Origin of the sequence: Sphingobacterium sp. LZ11T8, assembly GCF_024261425.1 — a bacterium.
GTDB lineage: Bacteria > Bacteroidota > Bacteroidia > Sphingobacteriales > Sphingobacteriaceae > Sphingobacterium.
Map to the genome: position 1 here is coordinate 1 of NZ_JANBZY010000005.1, position 25,614 is coordinate 25,614.

Genomic DNA, 25,614 nt, shown 5'->3' on the forward strand with positions numbered 1-25,614 from the left:
CATATCGCAGCTGTTGGAAAAACCATCAGCTGGGCAACCTTTGGCCCAAAGCAAGGGAAAGGGAAAGGAAAAACAACCATAGAGGCAAATAATCAAGAAAAAATTTGGAATACAACATAGAAGGGGCATATCGCATACGCCCGCCACAAGCAGGCACATATGATGGAGATCAATAAGCCTCTTCCAAATCACTTCGATTCCTTCATTAAGCATCAAAAAAAATGGTTTCCTCATCTTGCGATTTCGGAATGATTGGCATCCTAAAAAACAACAATAGATTCTTCGCTGCGATCTGAATCCCTCTCTGGGAATATTTGATTCTGAACGATTAGTGAAGAACCTGTTCGCCAATGATGTCATTTTCTATTTAGTTCCGAGATTCTTCGTGCCTACTAATGACATTTTGGTAGAACTGTGTTTCTAGCTATTCAGGCGCATATCTATTTATCAAAGGAATATTTTTATACGCCATATATCCCCAGCGGGGATAAATTATTTTAGCATGGATGGGAACAATATAGGGTTTATGCAAAAACGATGTTCGATTAATCGAACATCGTTTTTGCGCGACTTCCAGGCTAACGTGCCATGTCTGCTAAAATAATGGAACCCCAAAAGGGGTTCTATATTTAAAAAATAAAAGAGCTAATTTATTTTCATCGCCAACATGCTGTCATCACCTTCCAATAAATTTAGCTCAAATTTTTACTTCTCAGATGGCCGCGGAAATGAAACGCTTGCCTTTTCCACAAATATTCCACCCCCCTGGGGGTTCTTGTATCCTCAAACAACCCACCTCCTCTGGAGCTAGTATTTCTCTTTCTCAAAACCCTGTTACCTTGCTATTTATAATGATTCAAAATAACAAAAAGCCGAGCTATCCGGTTGTCCCTCACTTTTTTTATTGACATAAATTGTTATTTTTGCTAGACTACTAATAGCAATAAACTAAAGATATGGAAGGATTAGCAGGGCAAAGTGCACCTATAGATTATATTCCTATATTAATTCAATTGGCTGTGGCCGTTGGTTTCGGTGTTACAACAATTATCGGCACCCATTTAATTGGTCCAAAAGTGCGTACAGAGAATAAATTGAGCGCTTTTGAGTCTGGGGTTGAGGTTGTAGGGAATGCTAGGCAGCCGTTTTCCATCAAATATTTCTTGGTAGCAATCTTGTTCGTCATCTTTGATATCGAGGTGATCTTTATGTATCCATGGGCAGTTAATTTCCGTGAATTTGGCGTGCAGGGGTTGATTGAGATGTTTGTATTCATGGGCTTATTGCTTTTAGGGTTTATTTATGTCATAAAGAAGAAGGCATTGGATTGGGACTAACCTTTGGTTAATTCCTTGAAGATCACTTTAATAAACAAAGAGATGAGTAATATAACCTTATCAGATGCGCCTCCAGGTGTAGAAGGAGCAGGATTTTTTGCAACAACATTGGATAAAGCCATAGGCTTGGCGAGAGCCAACTCCTTATGGCCATTGCCATTTGCAACCTCCTGCTGTGGAATTGAGTTCATGGCAACGATGGGATCTACCTATGATTTAGCGCGATTTGGTGCTGAGCGTCCAAGTTTTTCACCGAGACAGGCGGATATGTTGCTTGTGATGGGAACCATTGCCAAGAAAATGGCTCCAGTATTGAAGCAGGTTTATGTGCAGATGGCCGAACCACGTTGGGTTATCGCTGTCGGAGCATGTGCTTCTAGTGGGGGTATTTTTGATACCTATTCCGTTTTGCAAGGGATTGATGAGATCATTCCGGTAGATGTTTATGTCCCTGGATGCCCTCCGCGTCCTGAAGCAATCTTAGATGGAGTGCTTAGGCTTCAAGATATTGTAAAGAACGAGTCTTTGAACAGAAGAAATACGCCTGAATATAAGGCTTTGTTAGAAAAGTACGGAATTGCAACAGATAATGGATAAGTTGACTAATCAAATGGTTATTGATAGTCTGAACGCTAAATTCGGAGAATCAGTAAACCATATATCAGAACCTAAAGGACTTCTAACAGTCGAAACCGATAAGGAAAATATCATAGAGCTGCTTTCGACCATCAAGAATGATGAGGCGATGCAGTTTATCTATTTGACTGATATTACGGCAGTCCACTATCCGGAGCGTGAAAAGCCTTTCGCTGTTGTGTACCATGTCCATAGTTTAGTTCATAATGTCCGCATTCGGATCAAGGTTTTCTTGGAAAAGGAAAATCCGAGCATTCCAAGTGCTACCGTTCTTTGGAATGGGGCGAATTGGATGGAACGTGAAACTTATGATTTCTTTGGGATCAATTTTGAAGGCCACCCAGACTTAAGGAGAATCCTTAACATGGATGACCTGGAAGTTTTCCCAATGCGTAAGGAATACCCGCTGGAAGATCCAAACCGTGTAGACAAAAAGGATTTTTATTTTGGACGTTAAGAGAGGATGTCATGAGTAAATCGATTTCAAGAATATCACATAATGCACCAGTCTTTGATGATAATGATCCTCAAGATGACTTGGTAACCCTAAATATTGGTCCTACCCACCCTGCAACGCATGGTGTGTTTCAAAATGTTGTGCAGATTGATGGTGAACGTATCGTCAGTGGTGTTTCCACCATTGGCTATATCCACCGTGCATTCGAAAAAATTGCAGAGCATAGACCTTTCTATCAAATTACACCTTTAACAGACCGCCTGAACTACTGTTCATCGCCTATCAACAATATGGGTTGGCACATGACCGTAGAGAAACTCTTGGATATTGAGATTCCAAAACGCGTTCAATATATGCGTGTCATTGTGATGGAGTTGGCGAGGATTGCAGACCACATTATCTGTAATGGTATTTTGGGGGTTGATACAGGAGCCTTTTCAGGATTCCTGTACGTAATGCAGGAGCGTGAGTTCATCTATGAAATCTATGAAGAGATCTGTGGCGCCCGTCTGACGACCAATATTGGTCGTATCGGTGGGTTTGAACGTGATTTCAACGAAGTGGCTTTTGAAAAGATCAGAGAGTTCTTAAAGAGATTCCCGCCAGTTTTGAGGGAGTTCCAAGAGTTGTTTGACAGAAATAGAATTTTTATCGAGCGTACCTCCAACGTAGCCGCGGTTACCCCAGAGGAAGCATTAAGTTATAGCTGGTCAGGTCCTATCTTACGCGCAACAGGCGTGGATTATGATGTGAGAGCGCATTCACCGTACTGTTCATACGAGGAATTTGATTTTGATATTCCAGTAGGGACAAACGGCGATGTTTACGATCGATTTATGGTCAGGAATGAGGAGATGTGGCAATCTCTTCGAATCATCGAGCAGGCCTTGGAGAAAATAGACAAAGATCCGAAAGGCATTTTCCATGCGGATGTTCCTGATTTTTACCTGCCACCAAAAGAGCAAGTATATACAAGTATGGAGGCCTTGATCTATCACTTTAAGATTGTGATGGGAGAATGGGATGCTCCAAAGGCTGAGGTTTACCATGCCGTAGAGGGAGCAAATGGTGAATTAGGTTTCTATATGGTTCATGACGGCGGAAGAACTCCGTATCGTTTACATTTTAGAAGACCATCATTCATCAATTATCAGATGTTTGCCCCGATGAGTAGCGGAATGTTGATTTCAGATGCGATTATCAATATGAGTAGTTTAAACGTAATAGCTGGTGAATTAGATGCTTAGTGTTAAAGAAAATATGATTGTCGAGTTTTCGACAGAACTTTTGGGGAAATTCTCCGAAGTGGTAAGTCGTTATCCAGAAGGTAAACAGAAATCAGCTTTATTGCCTATCCTTCACCTTGTGCAGGAAGAATATGGCTGGTTAAGCGTGGATGCCATGGAAAAAGTGGCGACCTTCTTAAGCATAGAGCCAATTGAAGTGTTTGAAGTAGCGACATTCTATACCATGTATTTCTTACAACCGCAAGGTAAGTTTGTCCTGGAGGTTTGCCGAACGGGTCCATGCTGCCTAGTAGGAGCAGAAAAGATCATGGCTCATCTTGAGGAAAGGTTAGGCGTAAAAGAAGGCGAAGTAACTGCCGACGGGATGTTTTCATGGCGTGGCGTCGAGTGTTTGGCGGCATGTGGATTTGGCCCGGTCCTTCAGATCGGTCCAAGCTATACCTTCTATGAGAACCTGACAGCAGAGAGTGTCGATCAATTGATCGGCGATTTAAAGAATAAATCAAAAAGCGAGGCTTAGTAATATGGGACGTAAGTTATTATTAGAACATATCAATGTGCCAGGAATCAACACCTTCGCTGTTTATCGGGAGAAGGGTGGTTACCGAGCTGTAGAGAAAGCCTTGAAGAGCATGTCTCCTGAGGATGTCGTGGAAGAGGTGAAGAAATCAGGTCTTCGTGGCCGTGGTGGAGCAGGGTTCCCTACAGGCATGAAATGGAGCTTTTTGGCGAAGCCAGAAGGTGTTCCACGTTATTTGGTCTGCAATGGGGATGAGTCGGAGCCGGGAACATTCAAGGACCGTTACTTAATGACCTATATTCCGCATGCTTTAATAGAAGGAATGATCGTTTCCAGCTATGCATTAGGTGCGCATACATCATATATCTATATCCGTGGCGAGATGATGCCTCAAATCCGTATTATGGAGAAGGCCATCGAAGAAGCAAAAGCGGCTGGATTTTTAGGTAAAAATATCTTAGGGACAGGTTACGACCTAGAGATCTATGTACAACCAGGAGGTGGTGCCTATATCTGTGGCGAGGAAACTGCCCTGTTGGAATCCCTTGAGGGAAAAAGAGGTAATCCTAGGATTAAACCTCCATTTCCAGCTGTTGCCGGTCTATATGGCTGTCCGACGGTGGTAAACAACGTGGAATCCATTGCAGCTACGGTACCAATTGTCAACGACGGTGGTGAGGAGTATGCAAAAATTGGAATTGAAAGAAGTACGGGAACTAAATTGATTTCAGCTTCAGGCAATATTGCAAAGCCTGGTGTTTATGAAATTGAGATGGGGCTTCCAGTAGAAGAGTTTATTTTCTCTGATGAATATTGTGGAGGTATGGCAAATGGAAAGCGATTGAAGGCCGTTGTTGCCGGAGGATCGTCCGTTCCTATCCTTCCAGCAAACCTGATCGTAAAAACCATGAAAGGCGAACCGCGCCTGATGACCTATGAGTCATTGGCAGATGGCGGTTTTGTCAGTGGTACCGCAATGGGTTCCGGCGGTTTTATCGTTTTTGATGAGGATCAATGTATTGTGAGGAATACCTATAACTATACACGTTTTTACCGTCATGAGAGCTGTGGACAATGTTCACCATGTCGTGAAGGTACGGGCTGGATGGAAAAGATCCTGAACAAGATTGAGACGGGTCATGGCGATATGTCGGACATCGACCTATTGTGGCAAGTGCAACAAAAGATTGAAGGCAATACCATCTGTCCACTTGGTGATGCAGCAGCATGGCCTGTTGCAGCGGCAATCCGTCACTTTAGGGATGAATTTGAGTGGCATATCCTTCATCCAGAAGAAGCCCAGAAGAGAAACTACGGTTTAGCACATTATGCAGATCCATTGGTTCCAGTAACGGAATAATTAGGGTCATTTTAACAAAAAGCAACAATGGCAGAAGAAGTTCAAAATTTTAAAGTAACGATAGACGGAATAACAATTGAAGTTGCTCCGGGTACTACGATATTAAATGCTGCTAGGCAGATTGGTGGGGAGATCGTACCTCCGGCGATGTGCTATTATTCTAAGCTGGAAGGTACAGGCGGGAAATGCCGTACCTGCTTGGTGAAAGTAAGCAAAGGATCAGAAAAGGATCCAAGACCAATGCCTAAGCTGGTTGCATCATGCCGTACAACGGTCATGGACGGAATGGAGGTGCTGAATATTACCTCTCCAGATGTCGTGGATGCAAGAAAGGCGGTCGTGGAGATGTTATTGATCAACCACCCGTTAGATTGCCCGGTCTGTGACCAGGCAGGCGAGTGTAAGCTTCAGGACTTGAGCTATGAGCACGGTGCTGAGAAGACCAGATATGAATTTGAGCGCAGGACATTTGAGCGAATTGATATTGGTGAAAAGATCCAGCTGCACATGAACCGATGCATTTTATGCTATCGCTGTGTATATGTTGCGAATCAATTGACAAATAAAAGGGAACATGGGATTTTGTTCCGTGGAGACCATGCAGAAATTTCAACCTATATCCACGAGGCCTTAGATCATGATTTCATTGGGAATGTGATCGATGTATGTCCAGTTGGAGCATTGACAGACAAGACATTCAGGTTTAAGAACAGGGTTTGGTTTACCAAGCCGGTGGATGCGCACCGCGATTGTCCAAAATGTTCTGGCAAGGTTACATTGTGGTACAAAGGACCCGATGTGATCCGAGTGACAGGAAGAAAGGATGAGTATAATGAGGTTGATGAGTTTATCTGTGATACCTGTAGGTTTGAGACCAAACGTACGGATGAGTGGATTTTAGAGGAGCCGACCAAGATCAGCTATCAATCGGTTATTGCTTCCAACCACTACCATCAATTTGATCCTCCAAGTGTCATCAAGGACAATCCTGTATTGCAGGAAGCCAATGTGGAGCAGTTAGCAAGATCTGAAAAATTAAAATAGAAAATAGGGAAGATGGAAACGGCCTTTATTTTAGAGAAATTAATCTTAGTTGTCATCATATTCGTGGTTACCTTGGTCATTGCCATGTATTCCACGTTAGCTGAGCGTAAGATTGCGGGTTTTATGCAGGATCGCCACGGTCCGGATAGAGCTGGAGCATTTGGTATCTTACAGCCTTTATGTGATGGTGGTAAATTCTTTTTCAAAGAAGAAATCATTCCTGCGGGAGCACATAAAACCTTATTTATTTTAGGGCCGACCATAGCCATTATTACAGCCTGTATCAGTTCGGCGGTAATTCCTTGGGGGCAAACCTTGACCATTGGTGACAAAGCGATCAGCTTACAGGTTGCCGATGTGAATATTGGAGTGCTTTACATCTTTGGGGTTATTGCTCTTGGTGTTTATGGGATCATGCTTGGTGGATGGGCATCGAACAACAAGTTCTCGTTAATGGGAGCTATTCGTGCGGCTTCACAAAGTATCAGTTATGAGATTGCCATGGGACTTTCCTTGATCGCCTTATTAATGGTGACCGGAACGCTATCCATTGGAGAGATCGTAGCACAACAATCAGGATTTGTAAACTGGAATATCTGGGTTCAGCCTCTTGGATTCCTGATCTTTATGACCTGTGCATTTGCGGAATGTAACCGTGTACCATTTGACTTGCCAGAATGTGAGACTGAATTGGTTGGGGGATACCATACGGAATATTCATCCATGAAATTGGGTCTTTATATGTTCTCTGAGTACATCAATATGTTCGTGTCCTCTTCATTGATGGCAGCCTTGTATTTCGGGGGCTATAATTTTCCATTTATGTATGATCTAGGTCTTTCAGAAAACTGGATCACTATCATTGGAGTATTGGTATTCTTTGCGAAGATATTTGGTTTCATCTTCTTCTTTATGTGGGTAAGATGGACCTTGCCGCGTTTCAGATATGACCAGTTGATGAATTTAGGCTGGAAAATGTTGATTCCATTGGCCATTGCCAATATCGTTTTGACAGGAATCATTACCATTGTTAAAGATACTTACTTTTAATCGGGAGAGATATGCAGTCGTTATCAAATAGAAAAAAAGTATTAGAACAGAAGCCGATGAACTTTTGGGAGCGCATTTATTTGCCTGCTATCGCCAAAGGTTTATCGATTACCATAAGACACTTCTTCAAGAAGATCCCTACGATCAAGTATCCGGAGGAGATCAGGCCTTATTCAAAGAACTTTAGGGGACAACATTCCTTAAAGCGTGATGAACAGGGAAGGGAGCGTTGTACAGCTTGTGGCCTATGTGCCTTGTCTTGTCCTGCAGAAGCCATTACGATGACTGCTGGAGAGCGCCAGAAAGGGGAGGAGAACCTGTACAGGGAAGAGAAATATGCAGTTGTTTATGAAATCAACATGTTGCGTTGTATCTTTTGTGGACTATGTGAAGAAGCATGTCCGAAAGAGGCGATCTATCTAGACGGGAAACATGTTACTGCAGATTATTTACGCAAGGATTTCATTTACGGTAAAGACAAATTGTTGGAACCAAAGTTTGATATCACCAAATTATCTCAAAATCAGCAAGCATAACCTATGACCATATTTTATTTTGTAGCGTTTCTATCGATATTCTTTGCGTTGATGACCATCTTCACGAAGAATCCTGTACATAGTGTACTCTACTTAGTTATTACGTTTTTCACCTTTACCGTGCATTACATTCTATTGAATGCGCAGTTTTTGGCCGTAGTTAATTTTATTGTTTACATGGGGGCGATCATGGTCTTATTCCTGTTTGTCCTGATGTTGTTGAACCTGAACAAAGATTCCGAGCCTATGAAATCCCATCTCGTAAAATTTATGGGAGCAATTGCTGGGATGTGCCTATTGGCAGTGTTCCTAGGTGCATTTAGGGTGCTGGAAACCAATAATGAGTTTGTAAAGAGCCATGAGGATATAGGTCTGGTAAAGAACTTGGGTAAAGTATTGTTCAAGGACTTTTTGTTGCCCTTTGAACTGTCCTCTATATTATTGTTAACAGCCATGGTCGGAGCAGTCTTATTGGCAAAGAAAGAAACACGAGCGAAACAAAATGGGTAGTTTAATTGAAAATATGCAGGGTATTCCCCTGAATCATTATTTGATATTCTGTAGCATCATCTTCGTGATCGGTGTTATTGGGGTATTGATTCGCCGAAATGTCATTATTATCATGATGTCGATCGAGCTGATGCTTAATTCGGTGAATTTATTGTTGGCTGCGTTCTCGGCATACCGTGGGGACCCAAGCGGACAGGTTTTTGTGTTTTTTATTATGGCTTTGGCTGCGGCAGAGGTTGCGGTCGGACTAGCGATAATTATTATGGTTTATAGGAATACCAAATCAGTGGATATTGATTCCCTGAATAAACTGAGGTGGTAAAAATAGATAAGAATTTTAGAGAGAATTGTATATGAAAGAATTCATTTGGATGCTCCCCTTACTTCCTTTATTAGGGTTTCTAATGATTGGATTGCTGAGAAAAAGCACACCAAGACCATTGATTTCAATAATTGGATGTGGAACAATCCTCATTTCATTTTTACTAAGCTGTGGTATATTCAAGGAAGTTTATGATGCAAGGCAAGCTGGTGGTGACGGTGTTATTTTCCAAGAAGTATATAACTGGTTTACAGTAGGAAATTTTAGTTTCAATATAAGTTTTTTGGTTGACCCATTGAGTTCAATCATGTTATTGATCATTACCGGAGTAGGATTTTTGATCCATCTATACTCTGTTGGTTATATGGCAAATGATGAAGGTTTTGGCAAATACTTTTCGTATTTGAACCTGTTTATCTTCTTTATGTTGCTATTGGTATTAGGATCCAATTACCTTGTCATGTTCATTGGCTGGGAAGGTGTTGGATTGTGTTCTTATTTATTGATTGGCTTCTGGTTCAAGAACAGCAATTATGCTAAGGCAGCGAAAAAAGCTTTTGTCATGAACCGTATCGGTGATTTGGGATTCTTGATCGCCATGTTCTTTATCTTGGTCAATTTTGGGTCGTTGGAGTTTCAAGCGGTATTCCCTGCAGCAGGTCAATTGGCCATGGGTGACTCGACCCTATTGGTCATTACCTTATTGTTATTTGTAGCAGCCACAGGTAAATCGGCCCAGATTCCATTATTTACTTGGTTACCAGACGCGATGGCTGGTCCGACACCGGTTTCGGCCTTGATCCACGCTGCAACGATGGTAACTGCGGGTATCTATATGATTGCTCGTTCAAATATCATGTTCACATTATCTCCTGTTACCATGGAGATCATTGCGATCATCGGTGTGGCAACGGCTTTAGTGGCAGCATTTATTGCCATTACCCAAAATGATATCAAGAAGGTTTTAGCCTATTCAACGGTGTCGCAATTGGGATATATGTTTTTGGGATTAGGTGTAGGTGCCTTTACAGGCGCATTTTTCCATGTATTGACCCATGCCTTTTTCAAAGCATTATTGTTCTTGGGTGCAGGTTCTGTAATCCATGCAATGAGCGAGGAACAAGATATGCGAAAAATGGGTGGTCTAAAGAAATACCTACCTATCACGTATGCAACGATGTTGATCGGTACGATAGCTATTTCTGGGATTCCACCATTGTCGGGTTTCTTTTCAAAAGATGAAATCCTTGCCCATGCATTTGTGGCGAGTCCAATTTTTTGGGCATTAGGTTTTATTGGGGCTTTATGTACGGCGTTCTATATGTTCAGGTTGTTGTATCTGACGTTCTTCGGGGAATTCCGCGGAACAGAGAGCCAGAAACATCATCTACACGAATCGCCAAGTTCAATGACCATTCCACTGATCGTACTTGCCGTACTTTCGGTTCTAGGTGGATTGATCAATGTTCCAGAGGCACTACACGGCGGAGCATGGTTGGCTAACTTCCTGAGTCCAGTATTTACCCAAACCAACCAGGTTGTAGAGCCGTTCCACTTATCGCATAGTACAGAGTTTATCTTAATGGGTGCATCCGCATTGGGTGCAATTATCATGGCTTTTGTTGCTTACAATAAGTACATCAAAAAATCAGATATTCCTCAGGCAGATGGTTCAGCCGAACAAGGCGGACTATATAACCTATCTTACCATAAAATGTACATTGATCAATTGTATGATACATTATTTGTTCGTCCGTTGAATGGATTGTCCAAATTCTTGCATACCGTTGTTGAGAAGTCAGGTATCGATGGTTTGGTCAATGGAATTGGTGAATTGTTTGTTTCTTCAGGGAAAGGCATTCGTCAAATCCAGAGTGGGAATGTTGGGTTTTATATATTTATGATGGTGATCGGAGTTATTGCTTTCATGCTTTATGGATTATTTACAATCTAGATCAGAATTTAGGAATCAATGGACAACCTTTTTATACTGCTAATTTTACCTGTAATAAGTGCTATTATTTTAGCCTTTATCAAGAACAGCTCTGCTAAATGGGCTGCATTGGTCTTGTCACTTATTCAATTAGGCTTAACAATTCCTTTCGTCTGTAATTTTGTGCCTGATGCGAGCATTCAGTTTTCGCAAAGCTGGAACTGGATTTCAAGCTTAGGGATTCAATTCCAGATCGGTTTGGATGGTATTAGCCTTCCTATGTTGATCTTAACCAACGGCTTGGTCCCTTTAATTATCTTGGCAAGTTTTGGCCATGAGCAAAAGGGTGGATTCTATGGTTTAGTTTCCTTTATGCAAGCTGGATTGGTATTGGTGTTTATCTCTTTGGATGCTTTTTCATTCTATGTTGGGTGGGAAGCTGCCTTGATCCCAATCTACTTTATCTGTGCATTGTGGGGAGATGGAAACCGTATCAAAATAAACTTGAAATTTTTTGTTTATACCTTCTTCGGAAGTTTACTGATGTTAATTGCGATTATCTATTTATATCAGCAAACCGGAGGGAAGGATATGTCATGGGCGACCTTGACTAAACTGGATCTTACAGATGCAGCCCAACGTTGGGTTTTCTGGGCATTCTTTATTGCTTTTGCAATCAAGATCCCTTTATTTCCATTCCATTCATGGCAACCCGATACCTATACACATGCTTCCGTAACTGGAACCATGCTTTTGTCAGGTATCATGTTGAAGATGGGTCTGTTTGGTCTATTGCGTTGGTTATTGCCATTGGCACCGGAAGCGGTTTCTAGATATGGCAATGTTGCCTTGATCATGGGAATCATCGGTGTCGTTTATGGAGCGATCATCGCATTCAAGATGAAAGATGCTAAACGCTTGATCGCTTACTCTTCCATTTCTCACGTAGGTCTTATTGCTGCAGGTATTTTCTCCTTGACACAGGAGGGAATGCAGGGGGCGATTCTTCAGATGATCAACCACGGTATTTCAGTTGTCGGACTGTTCTTTGTTATCGACGTTATTCAGCGTAGAACAGGAACAAGGGATCTAGCTGATTTAGGCGGATTGGCAACGAGAATGCCTTTCCTAGCGGTGACTTTCTTGGTCATCATCATGGGTGCGATAGGATTACCACTAACAAATGGTTTCATTGGTGAATTCTTGTTGTTGAAGGGTATCTTTGGTGCGACAGGAAGCGGCGTTTGGTATGCTGTGATCGGTGGTACAACCTTGATTTTTGGAGCGGTGTACATGCTTCGTCTTTATCAAAAAACCATGTTGGGCCAGATCAACGACAACCATGTTCAAGTAAAAGATATTGCTGGATATGAGGTGATCTTATTATCGATCATTGTCATTCTAGTTATTTTAATAGGTGTCCTTCCGAATGGTTTATTGCATCTTTCAGAGGCATCAGTTTCACAGTTATTACAACAAATTAAATAGTACAAGTTTAAAGATATATTATGGGTGCGATTATTACGCTTTCTTTGTTAGGTATTCTGCTTTTGTATTTAGGCTTGTACAAAGCTAAAAATGCATTACTGCCTGTTAGTATATTAGGCTTGTTGGTTGCCTTTGGATTTGAGGCCTATTATTGGAACGTCCAGGCTGAGCCTTTATATAGAGGAATGGTTATTTTTGATCATTTTTCTCTTTCTTTTTCGATGCTATGTATAGCATTGACCATTCTGATCCTGTTATTGTCGAAAGAGTACTTTAAGTCCATTTCCGATAATATCGCAGAATACTATTCGTTGATCTTATTCTCCTTAACGGGTGCCATTTTAGTTTGTTCATACCATAATTTTGCCATGTTATTTATTGGCCTTGAGATTATGTCGGTGGCCTTGTATATCTTGGCTGGTATCAGAAGGACGGATAAGGCATCAAATGAATCTTCCTTGAAATATTTCTTGATGGGGGCTTTCTCAACGGGTTTCTTGTTGTTCGGTATAACCCTGTTATACGGATCGACCGGATCTTTTGATTTGGCTGTAATCAAACAATATATTATTGATAATCCAACGGGTATTTCTCCAATGTTCTATGGTGGTATCTTATTGTTGTTGGTTGGGTTATGTTTCAAAGTTGGTGCTGCACCATTCCATTTCTGGACTCCAGATGTTTATGATGGTGCACCGATCCTGATTACGATCTTTATGAGTACCGTAGTGAAGATTGCTTCATTCGCTGGTTTCCTTAAATTGTTTAGCACAGTCTTGGTTCCTTTGAACGAATTCTGGACTCCGGTTCTATTGACCGTAGTGATCATTACCCTCTTTATTGGAAACGTGACTGCTTTGATGCAGACAAGCTATAAGCGCATGTTGGCATACTCTAGTATTTCACATGCTGGATATATGCTTTTTGCCATCCTTTCCATTGGGCCCAATTCTACTTCCGGTATATTAACTTATTCAGCTGCTTACGGATTGGCTTCGATTATTTCCTTTGGCGCTTTGATATTGGTGAAACGCCAGGCTGGATCTGATAGTTTTGAATCCTTCAATGGTTTAGGAAAAAGAAATCCATGGTTAGCTTTCTGTATCACGATTTCCATGCTTTCATTAGCTGGTATTCCTTTGACTGCAGGTTTTATCGGTAAGTTCATGATGTTCTCTAATGTTATGAATGATTACCATACCGTATTATTGGTATTAGCCGCAATCAATGCTGCTGTAGGTGTGTATTACTATTTGAGAGTGGTGGTACATATGTACTTCATGAGCTCGAAGGAAGATACAACAGTAAGCATGCCGATCAATTTCCAGATTGTATTTGTGCTTTCCGTAATCCTGACATTTGTGTTGGGAATCTATCCAGATGCATTGATTTGGTTCGCGAAATAGACATTAGACAATAGGCATGAAACCTAGATAAAGGTTTTGGATGTTTTATTGAAGATATAAAGAACAAAGGTCAGGATTGAAAATATCCTGACCTTTTGTTTTGATGTGTAGTTGTTAAAATCATTTTAGGCTTTGCTGTTCCAAAATTCGTCTTCCCACGCCATTTCGCTTATTGGATGATCATGTTTTAAGTTGATGTATTCCATTTGTTCATCCGTTGCTATGCTTTGGATCAAAGGGAAGAGATGCCTTTCTTCCATCCTGATATGGGACTCTAGCTTTTCTTCGATTCGGTTTAATGATTTGACCGTGTGAGGCTCATTCAATATTAACCTTTTTATTGCCCTATGCTCAGAAATGGCATCGGTTGCAAGTTTGTTTTCAGAACCTAGGATAGGAAAGACATATTCTTCTTCGATATCGAAATGATGGGAGATCTGTTGATGCCAAGCATTGATCAAATAATTTCCAATTCGCTCAGGAGCGATATTTAGTTCTAAGCCGCGTCTTATTTTCCAACATATCAATAGCGAGAAATGATGTTCTTTACTAAGAGGTCTTAATGCTGGATGTCTTTTCAAAGGTTTAGTTTCCATAGTTCCAGTTTTAATGGTTATTCTGTAGGAATTAAGGCATCCAGATAATCCGGATGCCTATTTCAAGATGAACTCTTGGCTACAGATTAATTAATTTAATGACAGGGAAGCTGGTCCAAATTCTTCAAAATGGATTGCTTCAGTGTCCACTCCTGCATCTTTCAGGAATTCGTAATGTTTGCGGATAAATCCTGCTGGGCCACATAAATAGTAATTGGCACCATTTAGCAAGACCTTATCCTGAATCTCTTCAAGATTGACAACGCCTGAGGTTGCATCTGCGGTTTCTTTTTCTAATTGTTCATAGAACAAATGATTCTGTAAGGCTGGGTTGATAGCAGAAAGTTCCTGTAATCTGTCTTTAAAAGCATGAACCTGCTCGTTTCTACATCCATGAACCCATACAATAGGTTGGGTACTGTTCTTATTTAGAATCAATTCCTCTAGCATTGCCAATAGGGGAGTCTGTCCGATCCCACCACTGATAAATACCTGTGGATTGTCGGTTTCCTTTTGGTTCAAGACAAAATTCCCCGACGGAGAACTAAGTTCGATCTTGTCGCCTACTTGGATATGGTCGTGTAGTCTATTGCTGATCATGCCATCTGGGTGTTGACTTCCTTTTTCCTTCTTTACAGAGATACGGTAATACTTGCCATTCGATGAACTTGAAATACTATATTGACGCGGTTGGATCAGGTTTAATTCAGGCAAGAATAACCTAACACTGATGTACTGGCCAGGTAAGTGGGCAGCGATGTCGCCATGATCGGTTGGATAGAGATAGAAAGAAGTGATCTCTTCTGATTCCAGCACTTTTTCCCTGACTTCAAAAGGTCTCCAACCGGTCCATCCCCCCGGTCTGTTTACTTTTGCTTTGTAAAGTGAAGTTTCATGGCCACTCATGATATCTGCCAATTGGTTATAGGCAATGGTCCATGCTTCCAATAACTTATCAGAGGCAGCTTCTCCTAATACTTCTTTTATCGAAGATATAAGATGATTTCCTACAATCTGATAATGTTCTGGACGGATGTCTAAACTGGTATGTTTGTGACCAATATGGTCCACAACTCCTAAAAGGACGGACGGATTTTCAATGTTTTCAGCATAAGCCAAGACTGCCATGGCTAAAGCGGTTTGCTGTTTCCCTGATTGTTGGTTTCCCATGTTAAAGACATGCTTAAGTTCAGGGTTGTGCTTAAACATACGGTCGTAGAAATAGCTTGTTAATAACACTCCGTTCTCTCTCAATACTGGTACTGTCGCTTTAATTAATGCTATTTGATGCTCTGTCATTACGTTGATTGTTTTCTAGTTTTTTAGTTTAAATGGAATTAATTTAAACAAAGATAAAAAGAATAAAAGAGGTTTTTATCCTTTATTAAGTTTTTGACATAAGGATGTTGCAAAGGAGGGAGGATAAAGAATAGGGTTTATTGTCAATTTTTATCCCTAATTTTGAAGAATGGGTATGTTTTCAAAGTCAGCGGAGTATGCCATTCGAGCCGTCTTTTATATTGCTAAGTCCACGCACCTAGGCAAAAAAGTTGGTATAAAAGAGATTGCCAGCAATATCCAATCACCTGAGCCCTTTTTGGGGAAAATCCTTCAGGAGTTGAGTAAAGGTGGTATTGTGAAATCTGTAAAAGGTCCGAACGGCGGATTTTATCTGACTGAAGTAGAGATGAATAAGAAGCTATCGGAGGTGGTGAAAGCAATCGATGGGGATGATATTTTTATTGGTTGCGGAATGGGTTTGCCGCAATGTTCTGAAGAACATCCATGTCCTTTGCACAATGAATTTAAAGCCATTCGGTCGGAACTGACTAGGATGCTTAACAGCATTACTCTGGGTCAGTTTAATGATGAGCTCATTTTGGGGAGCTTAAAACTTAACCGCGTTGATAAGAATTAATATTAAATTCATAGGTCTACAACATATTTTGACTCCTTTTTTCGTTTAATAATTTGAACTTTCACAACAAATTGTATCTTTATAAAGTTCAGGTTTTATTATGAGAAGTGTCCCTTTCTTCTATTTTTTGTGCGCATTTGTATTAGTTTTTTGCTTAACGGTTAACCTTTCGTTGGCCCAATCTGTCATTTCCGGAAAAGTATTGGATAAGGATAATAAGCAGGCCATTGCAGGCGCGACCATTCTGGACCTAACTACCAAAAAAGCAACTTCAGCAGATAATAATGGGAACTTTAGTTTGAGTTTGGAGTCCAGATCCAAACAGATTGAAATCCGTGCGATGGGCTTCAAGACTTTGATTGCCAATATTCCTGATTCACTATCTAATCTCGTTTTTGAATTGGTTCATGATGCCAACAAAATTGAGGCGGTTTCTATCAGCCATAAGTCTAAATATAGGAACAAGAACAATAAGGCTGTTGAACTGATAGACCTGGTCATTCGACATAAGCATCAAAATAGGTTATCTGGAAAGGATAGTTTAGAGTTTGATCAGTATGATAAGCTTAAATTCGGGTTCATAGATCCAAAGGTTTCCAATAAGCAAGGAATGTTGGGTTTGAACTTTTTGTTCAGGAATATCGATAGTACCAGTTATGAAGGTAAAAAGCTGCTTTCTCTGTATTTAGAAGAGAGTAATGCCAAAGTCTATGGAAAAAAGGACCCATCGAAGTTTAAAAAGATAATTACCTCTCACCGAAAGACTGAATTTGACCAACGCTATATCAACAATCCGAATATCCAGGAGTTCCTGAACTATATGTTCCAGCAGGTCGATGTTTATGATGAAAGTATCTATATCCTGAACAAACAGTTCTTGAGTCCCATTGCCGACAACGGAAAGTTGTTTTATAAGTATTACATAACAGATACCATCTTCAATGATGAAGGGTATTTTATCCAATTGAAGTTTGAACCAAGAAATAAAACGGACCTTTTGTTCAATGGTATATTACAGGTCAGTATGGATGGGACCTATGCTGTTAAGAAAGCAAACCTCAAGATCAATGAGGAAACCAATCTAAACTGGGTAAAGGAGGGTGAAATTGCTTTTCATTATCAGAAGGATCAATCTGGTGTGATGCTAATGGACAGCACAAGGACTTTTCTGGCTTTTGGTATCCGTAAAGGTGAGACGATCTTTGCTGATCGGGTTAGTATCAACAACAATTATCATTTAGGAACGAAATTCCCGAATGATGTCTTTTCAGGTCCACCGACGGAAATCTTGCCTCAAGCAAATATTACCATTCCCAACAGGCCTATTGCATTGAATAATGCGGAACAGAATACCTACCGGAATATTGAAACCCTAAACCAGAAGAAAAGCTTTAAGACGATATTGGCCGTAGGTTATCTTTTGTCCCAAGGGTTTTATAACCTGGGGATGTTTGAAATCGGTCCATTGGAATATCTGTATAGTCAAAACAATATCGAAGGGAACCGATTCAGGATAGGGGGGAGAAGTACGCAAGCCCTGACGGACAAGGCCTATTTTGAAGGTTATGTGGCCTATGGACTGGATGATACCCGATTGAAATATTTTTTAAGATCCGCAGTTTCTTTAAATGGAAGTTCTGTGGTAACTTTTCCAGCCCATTATTTAGAAGGGTCGATCCAGAATGATATCATGGAGCCTGGTCAACAGATTGGTTTCTTAAAAGGCGATAGTTTCTTCAGGTCAATCCGGAAGAATAGGCCTACAAAATGGTTTGATACGAGGGCTTATCAACTGCAACATGTAATTGAGTTTGGCAACCACTTTAGTGTCACCACAGGCATAACTCATAGAAATCAAAATACGGTCGGCGACTTACGCTTAATTAATTCTGGAAATCCAGATTTATTGTTGACCCATATCCAAAGCAATGAGGCACATGTGGATTTGCGATGGGCACCATTTGAGAAATTCTATTATCGCAACTTAAATAGGAAGACCATTATTGAAAAACATCCGGTTTTCAATCTGACCTATACCCATAGTCTGGATGGTTTCTGGAATACGACCTATGCCTATGATAAACTGACTGCTGCTGCATCCAAGCGTTTCTTCTTGAATCAACTTGGTTTTGCAGATCTAAGGGTAGTCGGTGGTAAAATTTGGGGAACACTTCCATATACCATGTTGGAATTGCCGAATGTTAAACAGCGCGAGGACCGTCATGAAATTGATTTTGATATGATGAACCCGATGGAGTTTGTGGCTGATAAGTATGTAAAGGTTGGAGTCTATCATCAGTTGCAAGGTTTCCTGTTCAATAAGATTCCCTTGATCAAGAAGTTGAATTTGCGTGAGGTCTGGGGAGCCCAGATGTTCTATGGCAAGCTAAGTGACCAAAATAACCCGTATATTAGTAATAATGTGGTTGAATTCGACCATAATAAGGAAGGTGAGATATTGACGAATGTTCCAAACGGTCAACCCTATTGGGAAGGTACAGTGGGCATTGACAATATCTTAAATGTGTTGAAGGTTGAATATGTGAGAAGATTGACCTACAATGGCCTTCCAAATGTCAGGAATGAACGCGTAAGATTTTCCATCAATATTAATTTCTAATATGAGCTATCAAAATATTACCCTCGAAATCAAGAACAAGACAGCATTAATTACCATTAATCGCGAAAGCAAATTAAATGCTTTGAATCGAGATACGATTGCTGAATTAAAGGATGCAGTGAGTCAGGCTGAAGCTGATGAATCCGTTAGAGGGCTGATCTTAACTGGCGCTGGACAAAAGGCCTTTGTTGCTGGAGCGGATATTCAGGAGTTTCTGGGAAAAAGCAAAGAGGAAGCACAGGCTATGTCGCAATTTGGGCATGAGCTGATGAATAAAATAGCGAATCTGTCAAAGCCAGTTATTGCTGCAATCAATGGTTTTGCATTGGGTGGAGGATTGGAATTGGCATTATGCTGCCACATTCGGATCGCTGCGGCTTCTGCAAAAATGGGACTTCCCGAAGTTTCTTTGGGGTTGATTCCTGGTTATGGAGGTACCCAGCGCCTAACTGACCTAGTTGGAAAGGGAAAGGCTTTAGAAATGATCCTAACTGGTGATATGATAGATGCCCAAGATGCCTATCAATGGGGATTGGTTAATAAAGTTGTAGAACTATATGAGTTGGAAGAAACTGCTCAAAACATCTTGGATAAGATATATTCCCGCTCGAAATCAGCGGTCGCTGTTGCTATTCAAACTGTGAACAGTGCTTTGGATAAGCAGCAGGATGGCTATAAAGTTGAAATCGATAATTTTGGAATATGCTTCGGTTCCGAAGACTTTAAGGAAGGCGTGAATGCTTTTTTAGAGAAGAGAAAGCCGAATTTTTAAGAAATCCATTGCTCTAAGAAAATATTAAATAAGCCCGTCCAATTCTGGACGGGCTTATTATTGTTTAATACCCTGGGTTTTGAGTAAGATTTGGTTCTACTTTAAGGGAACTTTCATGGAAAGGCCATAAGTATTGATTATGTGCTCATTTTCTGGTAATCTGACAGCAATTTCTTACGGCATTGGGAACAATTTATCAAGGATTTCCTCATCTAAAAAAACTATAAATCAAATGGATTGGAAGAAACTATTTTAAGTCCTTGATGCTGATTAGATCCCCTTACAGATTGTGAAATAGAAGAATTACTGAAAAATTTTAAAGAAGTTTCTAAACCAAATCAATAATTTGTTGTTATCTTATTTTAAAATCAATTATGAGCAACAACGATGTTTTTTCGCAGAAGGAACGTAATGTGATCATCCTAATTATTGTCGTTGTATTAGGAGGAATTATATTATATGCTACTTCGGGAATATTTGGGGCATTTTTAGGGACCATGGTCATGTATACCCTATTTAGGAACCTAAATATCTTCCTGATCGAGAAATGGCATTGGCCTAAGCCGGTATCTTCCATTTTTATCATTATCCTTTCCATCTTTATCATCGTCTTACCTTTTGTAGGGATAGGAAAGATGCTTTTTGATAAAGCTATCGAACTGCAACAGAATCCACAGTGGGTGAAAAAGATCATGGATGCCATCAACCATTTTGTGGGAGATAAGCTCGGACAGCCTGATCTGATTGAAAAGCAACTGGAAGCAAGTTCAACCTATTTAGGAGGACTGCTGACTTCTGCCTTGAGTGGTGCGGCTAATGTATTCCTGGAGATCACGGTGATGTATTTCCTGCTGTATTTCCTGTTTGTCAATTATAAGGGCTTTGAGGGCGGATTGGTTCATTATCTTCCTTTTGATGATGAAAATGCGGTCACTTTTGGGGAGGAATTGAAAAACATTACCTACTCGAACATTATCGGGCAAACGATCATTGCCATCATACAGGGGGCATTTTTGGCAGTAGGATTTTGGATATTCGGAGCAAGGGATCCCTTATTTTGGGGCGTAATATGTGCCATCCTCTCTTTTATTCCACTTTTGGGACCTCCGTTGATATTTGTGCCTGCGGCAGTCATTTTATTGGCCGATGGACATAATTGGCAGGGGATAGGATTACTGGCTTGGGGATTCGGATTAGTGATCAATATCGATAATGTACTACGATTGGTGATCGCCAAGAAACTAGGGGATATCCATCCGATCATTACCGTTGTCGGTGTGATTATCGGGTTGCCTTTATTTGGATTGATCGGCTTGGTTTACGGACCATTGTTGTTGGCCTATTTCTTAATTGCCGTTAGGATCTATAAATCAAATAAAAGGCTCTCCTTGAAACAGGATTTATTGCAGGATGGTCAGACATAGTATTTAGTAGTAAGTAATTAGTATTTAGACCGGTGTCCTTCCTTAAATAGGGTTGAACTATTCAACGACGTAGCCTAACATATATTCATTAAATCTTTCATAGAATACATCAAAGGTTCTCGTCGAATCATCCTTGCTGAGGATCACTTTCATGACGCCTTGCTGTGTATAATGAAAGGGCTCTATGCTAATGTTATGGTAGAATGATACCCCTTTATTGCCTTGTAGCTTATAGACCGCTTCCTTGGCACACCAGCACGCATATAATTGATCGACCGCTTGTTCCTCTTCGATAAAAGCCAGTTCTTCAGGTTTCAGAAATTTGTTTTTTATCCTGACCACTTTTTCCTTTACAATTTCTAGGTCGATTCCACAGGCGCCAGCAGAACTCAACATGACCCCTGCATAGTCAAAGGAGTGGGTCAATGAAATTTCGTAAGGAAAGTCTGGTAAATAGGGTTTCCCATTGGCATCGGAAGGACAACTGATATAGTCAGGTGTCTGCAATAGATAGCGCAGGAGAACTCTGGTTGCCAGCCAGTGTAAGCTTCGTTTTCCCTTTGCCAGACTTCTAAGTTTTGCAAGTTCAGATTCATCAAGCTGCAGCATGGCAACCAATTCCTCTTCAGTTTCTTCAATTTTCCACAAGGCAATGCGACTGTGCGCATCCAATTCTTTGAGATATGCTAAAGCCATAATCAAATTTAGTGTTTAGTAACTAGTATTTAGCTTTAGATATGTTTTTTATTTATTTTTAATGTATTTTTGAATCCTGCTAATCAGCAGTAGTTTAGCTTCAGAATATGATATTATCAGATAAGAGAATTTTAGAAGAAATCGATAAGGGAATGATCGTAATTGAACCTTTCGACAGAAAATGTTTGGGAACAAATTCATACGATGTTCATTTAGGCAAATATTTAGCAAGGTACAAGGATGAGGTTCTAGATGCGAAGAAACATAATGAGATCGAACATTTTGAGATTCCAACTGAAGGCTATGTTCTCCAACCGGGAACCTTGTATTTAGGGGTGACCTTAGAATATACCGAAAGCCACGGGCATGTCCCTTTCTTGGAAGGGAAATCAAGCACAGGCCGTTTAGGGATTGATATCCACGCAACAGCAGGAAAAGGCGATGTAGGTTTTTGCAATACTTGGACTTTGGAGATTTCCGTGGCACAGCCAGTCCGAGTATATGCAGGAATGCCGATCGGGCAATTGATCTACTTCGTTGTGGAAGGTGATATCGAAACCATGTACAACAGTAAGGGAAATGCGAAATACAATAACAAAACCATTCGCCCTGTTGAGAGTATGATGTGGAAAAACGCTTTTTAAGCAATTATTATAGAAATACAAAAAGGGTTGGAATCATGATTCCAACCCTTTTTTATATTCTCAATTTCAAAGTCTTTATTAACCTCCAAATTCCATCAGGTACGATTTCAGGAATTCATCCAGATCTCCATCCAGCACGGCCTGTGTATTTGAGGTTTCCGTGTTGGTCCTTAAATCCTTGATCAATTTATAGGGATGCAGGACATAGTTACGGATTTGGGAACCCCATTCAATCTTTTTCTTAGATCCTTCAATGGCTGCGGTTGCTTCCTGGCGTTTTCTCATTTCAATTTCATACAATTGAGATTTCAATAAACGCATCGCATTTTCCTTGTTCTGCAATTGCGACCTTGACTCTTGGTTCTTGATAATGATCCCGGTAGGTTTATGGTGTAACCTCACTGCAGTCTCCACCTTATTCACGTTCTGACCGCCGGCACCTCCTGAACGGAAGGTATCCCAATCGATTTCAGAATCCTTCACTTCGATTTCGATATTGTCATCTACCAAGGGGTATACATATACCGATGCAAAAGAAGTATGTCTCTTGGCATTGGAGTCGAAAGGGGAGATTCTGACCAAACGATGTACGCCATTTTCACCTTTTAGGTATCCATAGGAAAAATTACCAGAAAACTGTAGGGTCACTGTCTTTATCCCGGCCACATCACCTTCTTGATAATCCTGCTCCGTTACCTTACAGCCATGTTTTTCGCCCCACATGATATACATCCGCATCAGCATGGCCGCCCAATCACAGGATTCAGTACCACCAGCACCGGCTGTGATTTGCAAAATAGCATCCAACTGGTCCTCTTCGGCACTAAGCATGTTCTTGAATTCCAATTCTTCGATTTCTGACAGCGCAATCTGATATTGATCTTCTAATTCCTTTTCAGAAGCGTCTCCGCTTTGAAAGAATTCATATAAAACACCGGTGTCTTCAACAGCAGCAAATACATGATCGAATTGATCGGTCCAGATTTTATGGTTTTTGATGGAATGTAAGACTTTTTCTGCGGCTTTGGGATCATCCCAAAAGTCGGGTTGCAGGGTGATTTGGGTTTCACGCTCTATCTCTTCCTTTTTGACATCAATGTCAAAGATGCCTCCTCAGGGAAGTAATTCTGTCCCTCAAGTCTTGAATTTGTTCTTTGGTCATAAGAACAAAGATAAAATAAAATTAAGGATAGAATAGGCTGTATTCCTTATATTTGAACAAAAGTAAAGATATATGTTACCAAAAATTGATTTCACAACAACCCAAGCCTTCAAATATTTAGCCGATCATTTTATAACCATCAACGAATCCAGCATCAAAGAACTTTTTGCTAATGATCCGGAGCGTTTCGATAAGTTTTCCATCTATTTGGGCGATATCCTATTGGATTATTCTAAAAACCGCATAAATGAGGAAACTATGGCATTGTTGATTCAATTGGCGCGCGAGTGCAAATTGAAAGATGCAATCGAAGCCATGTTCAACGGCGAGAAAATTAATGAAACAGAAAAACGTGCGGTATTGCATACGGCATTGAGAAATAGATCTGGCAAGCCTGTCTTTACTGAAGGAAAGGATGTAATGCCTGATATCCAAGCTGTCTTGGAAAGGATGAAAGACTTTTCAGGACGTGTTATTTCAGGAGACTGGAAAGGATTTACTGGAAAAGAGATCACGGATGTAGTGAACATCGGAATAGGTGGTTCTGATCTTGGTCCAGTGATGGTCACAGAGGGACTTAAAGCATATAAGACTAGATTGAACATGCATTTTGTTTCGAATGTAGATGCAACCCAAATTGCTGAAACCCTAAAAGAACTAGATCCTGAGACGACTTTATTCCTGATTGCATCAAAGACCTTTACTACCCAGGAGACCATGGCAAATGCAAATTCTGCCAAGGAATGGTTCTTGAAGGCAGGTGCAAAAGAGGCCGATGTTGCCAAGCACTTTGCAGCCTTGAGTACCAACGAGTCTGGCGTATCAGCATTTGGTATTGATACCAAGAATATGTTCGAATTCTGGGATTGGGTAGGCGGTAGATACTCTTTATGGTCCGCTATTGGACTATCGATCTGTTTAGCGATAGGTTTTGATAAGTTCGAGGAACTATTGACAGGAGCATACGAAGCGGATGAGCATTTCAGAAATGCCGAATTTGAAGAAAACATCCCAGTTATCATGGCTTTATTGGGCATATGGTACAATAACTTCTTCGAGGCGGAAAGCAGTGCCATTCTTCCATACGACCAATATTTACATCGTTTTGCAGCTTATTTCCAACAGGGAGATATGGAAAGCAATGGGAAATATATCGATCGCAACGGCAAGCGAGTTGATTATGAAACCGGACCTATCATTTGGGGAGAACCTGGAACCAATGGTCAGCATGCCTTTTATCAACTGATCCATCAAGGAACCAAATTGATCCCTTGTGATTTTATAGCACCAGCTATTTCACATAATCCATTGGCTAAGCATCATCAAATGTTGCTTTCCAACTTTTTTGCACAGACTGAAGCTTTGATGAATGGAAAATCAGAAGAAGAGGTTGTTGCTGAATTGAAAAAAGCAGGCAAATCAGAAGCTGAAATCAAGGAACTGACTCCTTTCAAAGTCTTTGAGGGCAATCGTCCGACCAATTCATTCTTGATTAAAGAAATTACACCTAAGACCTTAGGGGCACTGATCGCGCTTTATGAACATAAGATCTTTGTTCAAGGTATTATCTGGAATATCTTCAGTTTTGATCAATGGGGAGTGGAGCTAGGAAAACAATTGGCAAATAAAATCCTTCCAGAGTTAGAGGGAAATGCTGCAGTGGAATCTCATGATTCATCCACAAACGGATTGATCAATCAATACAAAAACTGGAGAGCATAGGTTTTACGGACGTAGGTCCTTACATGGATTGAATGTCTGATACCATATAAAAATTTGATAGCCTGAGTATAGCTCAGGCTATTTTTTTGCGGTCTGCATATGTTCAATTGAGATTGTCGCATTCTAAAAGTATATGAATGCCCCCCTTATACTGACTTATTAGGCTACATTTTCTTCCTTTTGACAAATTTTGCCGTACTTTGGGATTACCTAA

General features: G+C 40.6%; 24 protein-coding genes. 20 read left to right on the forward strand and 4 right to left on the reverse strand.

What is annotated here, in order from left to right:
- Window positions 1–956 precede the first annotated feature (956 nt).
- From NLF99_RS12605 to NLF99_RS12670, 14 genes are read left to right on the forward strand one after another with little or no spacing between them, the layout of a single operon-like run.
- Window positions 957–1,337, forward strand: coding sequence for an NADH-quinone oxidoreductase subunit A (locus NLF99_RS12605; RefSeq protein ID WP_093099584.1), 381 nt, complete (start codon window positions 957–959; stop codon window positions 1,335–1,337).
- A gap of 42 nt (window positions 1,338–1,379) precedes the next feature.
- On the forward strand, window positions 1,380–1,934 hold the full coding sequence (locus NLF99_RS12610) for an NADH-quinone oxidoreductase subunit B (protein WP_093099582.1): 555 nt from the start codon (window positions 1,380–1,382) through the stop codon (window positions 1,932–1,934).
- Entirely contained in the window at window positions 1,927–2,430 is a 504-nt protein-coding gene (locus tag NLF99_RS12615) for an NADH-quinone oxidoreductase subunit C (RefSeq protein WP_254528665.1), read from the forward strand. The genes NLF99_RS12610 and NLF99_RS12615 overlap by 8 nt, the downstream gene beginning before the upstream one ends.
- Window positions 2,431–2,441: 11 nt before the next feature.
- Window positions 2,442–3,677, forward strand: coding sequence for an NADH-quinone oxidoreductase subunit D (locus tag NLF99_RS12620; RefSeq protein ID WP_254528667.1), 1,236 nt, complete (start codon window positions 2,442–2,444; stop codon window positions 3,675–3,677).
- Window positions 3,670–4,197: an NAD(P)H-dependent oxidoreductase subunit E gene (nuoE, locus tag NLF99_RS12625; RefSeq protein WP_254528669.1), complete on the forward strand. Its 528-nt coding sequence runs from the start codon at window positions 3,670–3,672 to the stop codon at window positions 4,195–4,197. Before NLF99_RS12620 ends, nuoE begins: the two co-directional genes overlap by 8 nt.
- A gap of 4 nt (window positions 4,198–4,201) precedes the next feature.
- Entirely contained in the window at window positions 4,202–5,557 is a 1,356-nt protein-coding gene (nuoF, locus tag NLF99_RS12630) for an NADH-quinone oxidoreductase subunit NuoF (RefSeq protein ID WP_254528671.1), read from the forward strand.
- A 27-nt stretch (window positions 5,558–5,584) separates the two neighbouring features.
- A complete protein-coding gene (locus NLF99_RS12635) occupies window positions 5,585–6,601 on the forward strand; it encodes a 2Fe-2S iron-sulfur cluster-binding protein (protein ID WP_254528673.1) in 1,017 nt (338 codons plus the stop codon).
- 12 nt (window positions 6,602–6,613) lie between these two features.
- Window positions 6,614–7,651, forward strand: a complete 1,038-nt coding sequence (gene nuoH / locus NLF99_RS12640) for an NADH-quinone oxidoreductase subunit NuoH (protein ID WP_093099573.1) — start codon at window positions 6,614–6,616, stop codon at window positions 7,649–7,651.
- An 11-nt stretch (window positions 7,652–7,662) separates the two neighbouring features.
- A complete protein-coding gene (locus tag NLF99_RS12645) occupies window positions 7,663–8,187 on the forward strand; it encodes an NADH-quinone oxidoreductase subunit I (RefSeq protein WP_254528675.1) in 525 nt (174 codons plus the stop codon).
- Window positions 8,188–8,190: 3 nt separating this feature from the next.
- Window positions 8,191–8,697, forward strand: a complete 507-nt coding sequence (locus NLF99_RS12650; RefSeq protein WP_254528677.1) for an NADH-quinone oxidoreductase subunit J — start codon at window positions 8,191–8,193, stop codon at window positions 8,695–8,697.
- Window positions 8,690–9,019, forward strand: coding sequence for an NADH-quinone oxidoreductase subunit NuoK (nuoK, locus tag NLF99_RS12655; RefSeq protein WP_185218458.1), 330 nt, complete (start codon window positions 8,690–8,692; stop codon window positions 9,017–9,019). Before NLF99_RS12650 ends, nuoK begins: the two co-directional genes overlap by 8 nt.
- A gap of 31 nt (window positions 9,020–9,050) precedes the next feature.
- Window positions 9,051–10,973 (forward strand): NADH-quinone oxidoreductase subunit L, encoded by a 1,923-nt coding sequence (gene nuoL, locus NLF99_RS12660; RefSeq protein ID WP_254528679.1) that lies wholly within the window; start codon window positions 9,051–9,053, stop codon window positions 10,971–10,973.
- Between the two features lie 18 nt (window positions 10,974–10,991).
- Window positions 10,992–12,440, forward strand: a complete 1,449-nt coding sequence (locus NLF99_RS12665; protein WP_254528681.1) for a NuoM family protein — start codon at window positions 10,992–10,994, stop codon at window positions 12,438–12,440.
- A gap of 20 nt (window positions 12,441–12,460) precedes the next feature.
- Window positions 12,461–13,846 carry an NADH-quinone oxidoreductase subunit N gene (locus NLF99_RS12670; RefSeq protein WP_254528683.1) on the forward strand — a complete coding sequence of 462 codons (1,386 nt, stop codon included), beginning with the start codon at window positions 12,461–12,463 and terminating at the stop codon, window positions 13,844–13,846.
- A gap of 125 nt (window positions 13,847–13,971) precedes the next feature.
- Here the strand turns inward: NLF99_RS12670 and NLF99_RS12675 are convergent, their stop codons facing one another.
- Window positions 13,972–14,442 carry a hemerythrin domain-containing protein gene (locus NLF99_RS12675; RefSeq protein ID WP_254528685.1) on the reverse strand — a complete coding sequence of 157 codons (471 nt, stop codon included), beginning with the start codon at window positions 14,440–14,442 and terminating at the stop codon, window positions 13,972–13,974.
- A gap of 90 nt (window positions 14,443–14,532) precedes the next feature.
- Window positions 14,533–15,741: an NO-inducible flavohemoprotein gene (gene hmpA, locus NLF99_RS12680; RefSeq protein ID WP_254528687.1), complete on the reverse strand. Its 1,209-nt coding sequence runs from the start codon at window positions 15,739–15,741 to the stop codon at window positions 14,533–14,535.
- A 169-nt stretch (window positions 15,742–15,910) separates the two neighbouring features.
- Between hmpA and NLF99_RS12685 the strand changes: the two genes are divergently transcribed.
- The 4 genes from NLF99_RS12685 to NLF99_RS12700 all read left to right on the forward strand — a co-directional run bounded on the left by NLF99_RS12685 (window position 15,911) and on the right by NLF99_RS12700 (window position 21,176).
- Window positions 15,911–16,360, forward strand: a complete 450-nt coding sequence (locus NLF99_RS12685; RefSeq protein WP_254528689.1) for an Rrf2 family transcriptional regulator — start codon at window positions 15,911–15,913, stop codon at window positions 16,358–16,360.
- Window positions 16,361–16,460: 100 nt separating this feature from the next.
- On the forward strand, window positions 16,461–18,980 hold the full coding sequence (locus NLF99_RS12690; RefSeq protein WP_254528691.1) for a DUF5686 family protein: 2,520 nt from the start codon (window positions 16,461–16,463) through the stop codon (window positions 18,978–18,980).
- A gap of 1 nt (window position 18,981) precedes the next feature.
- Complete coding sequence (locus tag NLF99_RS12695; protein ID WP_254528693.1) at window positions 18,982–19,752, forward strand: enoyl-CoA hydratase/isomerase family protein; 771 nt, start codon at window positions 18,982–18,984, stop codon at window positions 19,750–19,752.
- 374 nt (window positions 19,753–20,126) lie between these two features.
- Entirely contained in the window at window positions 20,127–21,176 is a 1,050-nt protein-coding gene (locus NLF99_RS12700) for an AI-2E family transporter (protein WP_254528695.1), read from the forward strand.
- A gap of 57 nt (window positions 21,177–21,233) precedes the next feature.
- Here NLF99_RS12700 and NLF99_RS12705 read toward each other — a convergent pair whose 3' ends face one another.
- Window positions 21,234–21,872, reverse strand: a complete 639-nt coding sequence (locus tag NLF99_RS12705; protein ID WP_254528697.1) for a 4'-phosphopantetheinyl transferase superfamily protein — start codon at window positions 21,870–21,872, stop codon at window positions 21,234–21,236.
- Between the two features lie 107 nt (window positions 21,873–21,979).
- Here NLF99_RS12705 and dcd point away from each other — a divergent pair, with 107 nt between their 5' ends.
- A complete protein-coding gene (gene dcd, locus NLF99_RS12710; protein WP_254528699.1) occupies window positions 21,980–22,516 on the forward strand; it encodes a dCTP deaminase in 537 nt (178 codons plus the stop codon).
- Window positions 22,517–22,594: 78 nt separating this feature from the next.
- Here the strand turns inward: dcd and prfB are convergent.
- Window positions 22,595–23,678 (reverse strand): peptide chain release factor 2 gene (prfB, locus tag NLF99_RS12715; RefSeq protein ID WP_254528701.1). Its coding sequence is split into 2 segments (ribosomal slippage): window positions 22,595–23,617 and window positions 23,619–23,678, totalling 1,083 coding nucleotides; the frame shifts between segments, so codons are not numbered across the junction.
- Window positions 23,679–23,750: 72 nt separating this feature from the next.
- On the opposite strand from prfB, the gene pgi reads away from it, so the two are divergent.
- Complete coding sequence (pgi, locus tag NLF99_RS12720; protein ID WP_254528703.1) at window positions 23,751–25,400, forward strand: glucose-6-phosphate isomerase; 1,650 nt, start codon at window positions 23,751–23,753, stop codon at window positions 25,398–25,400.
- The last annotated feature ends 214 nt before the right edge of the window (window positions 25,401–25,614 follow it).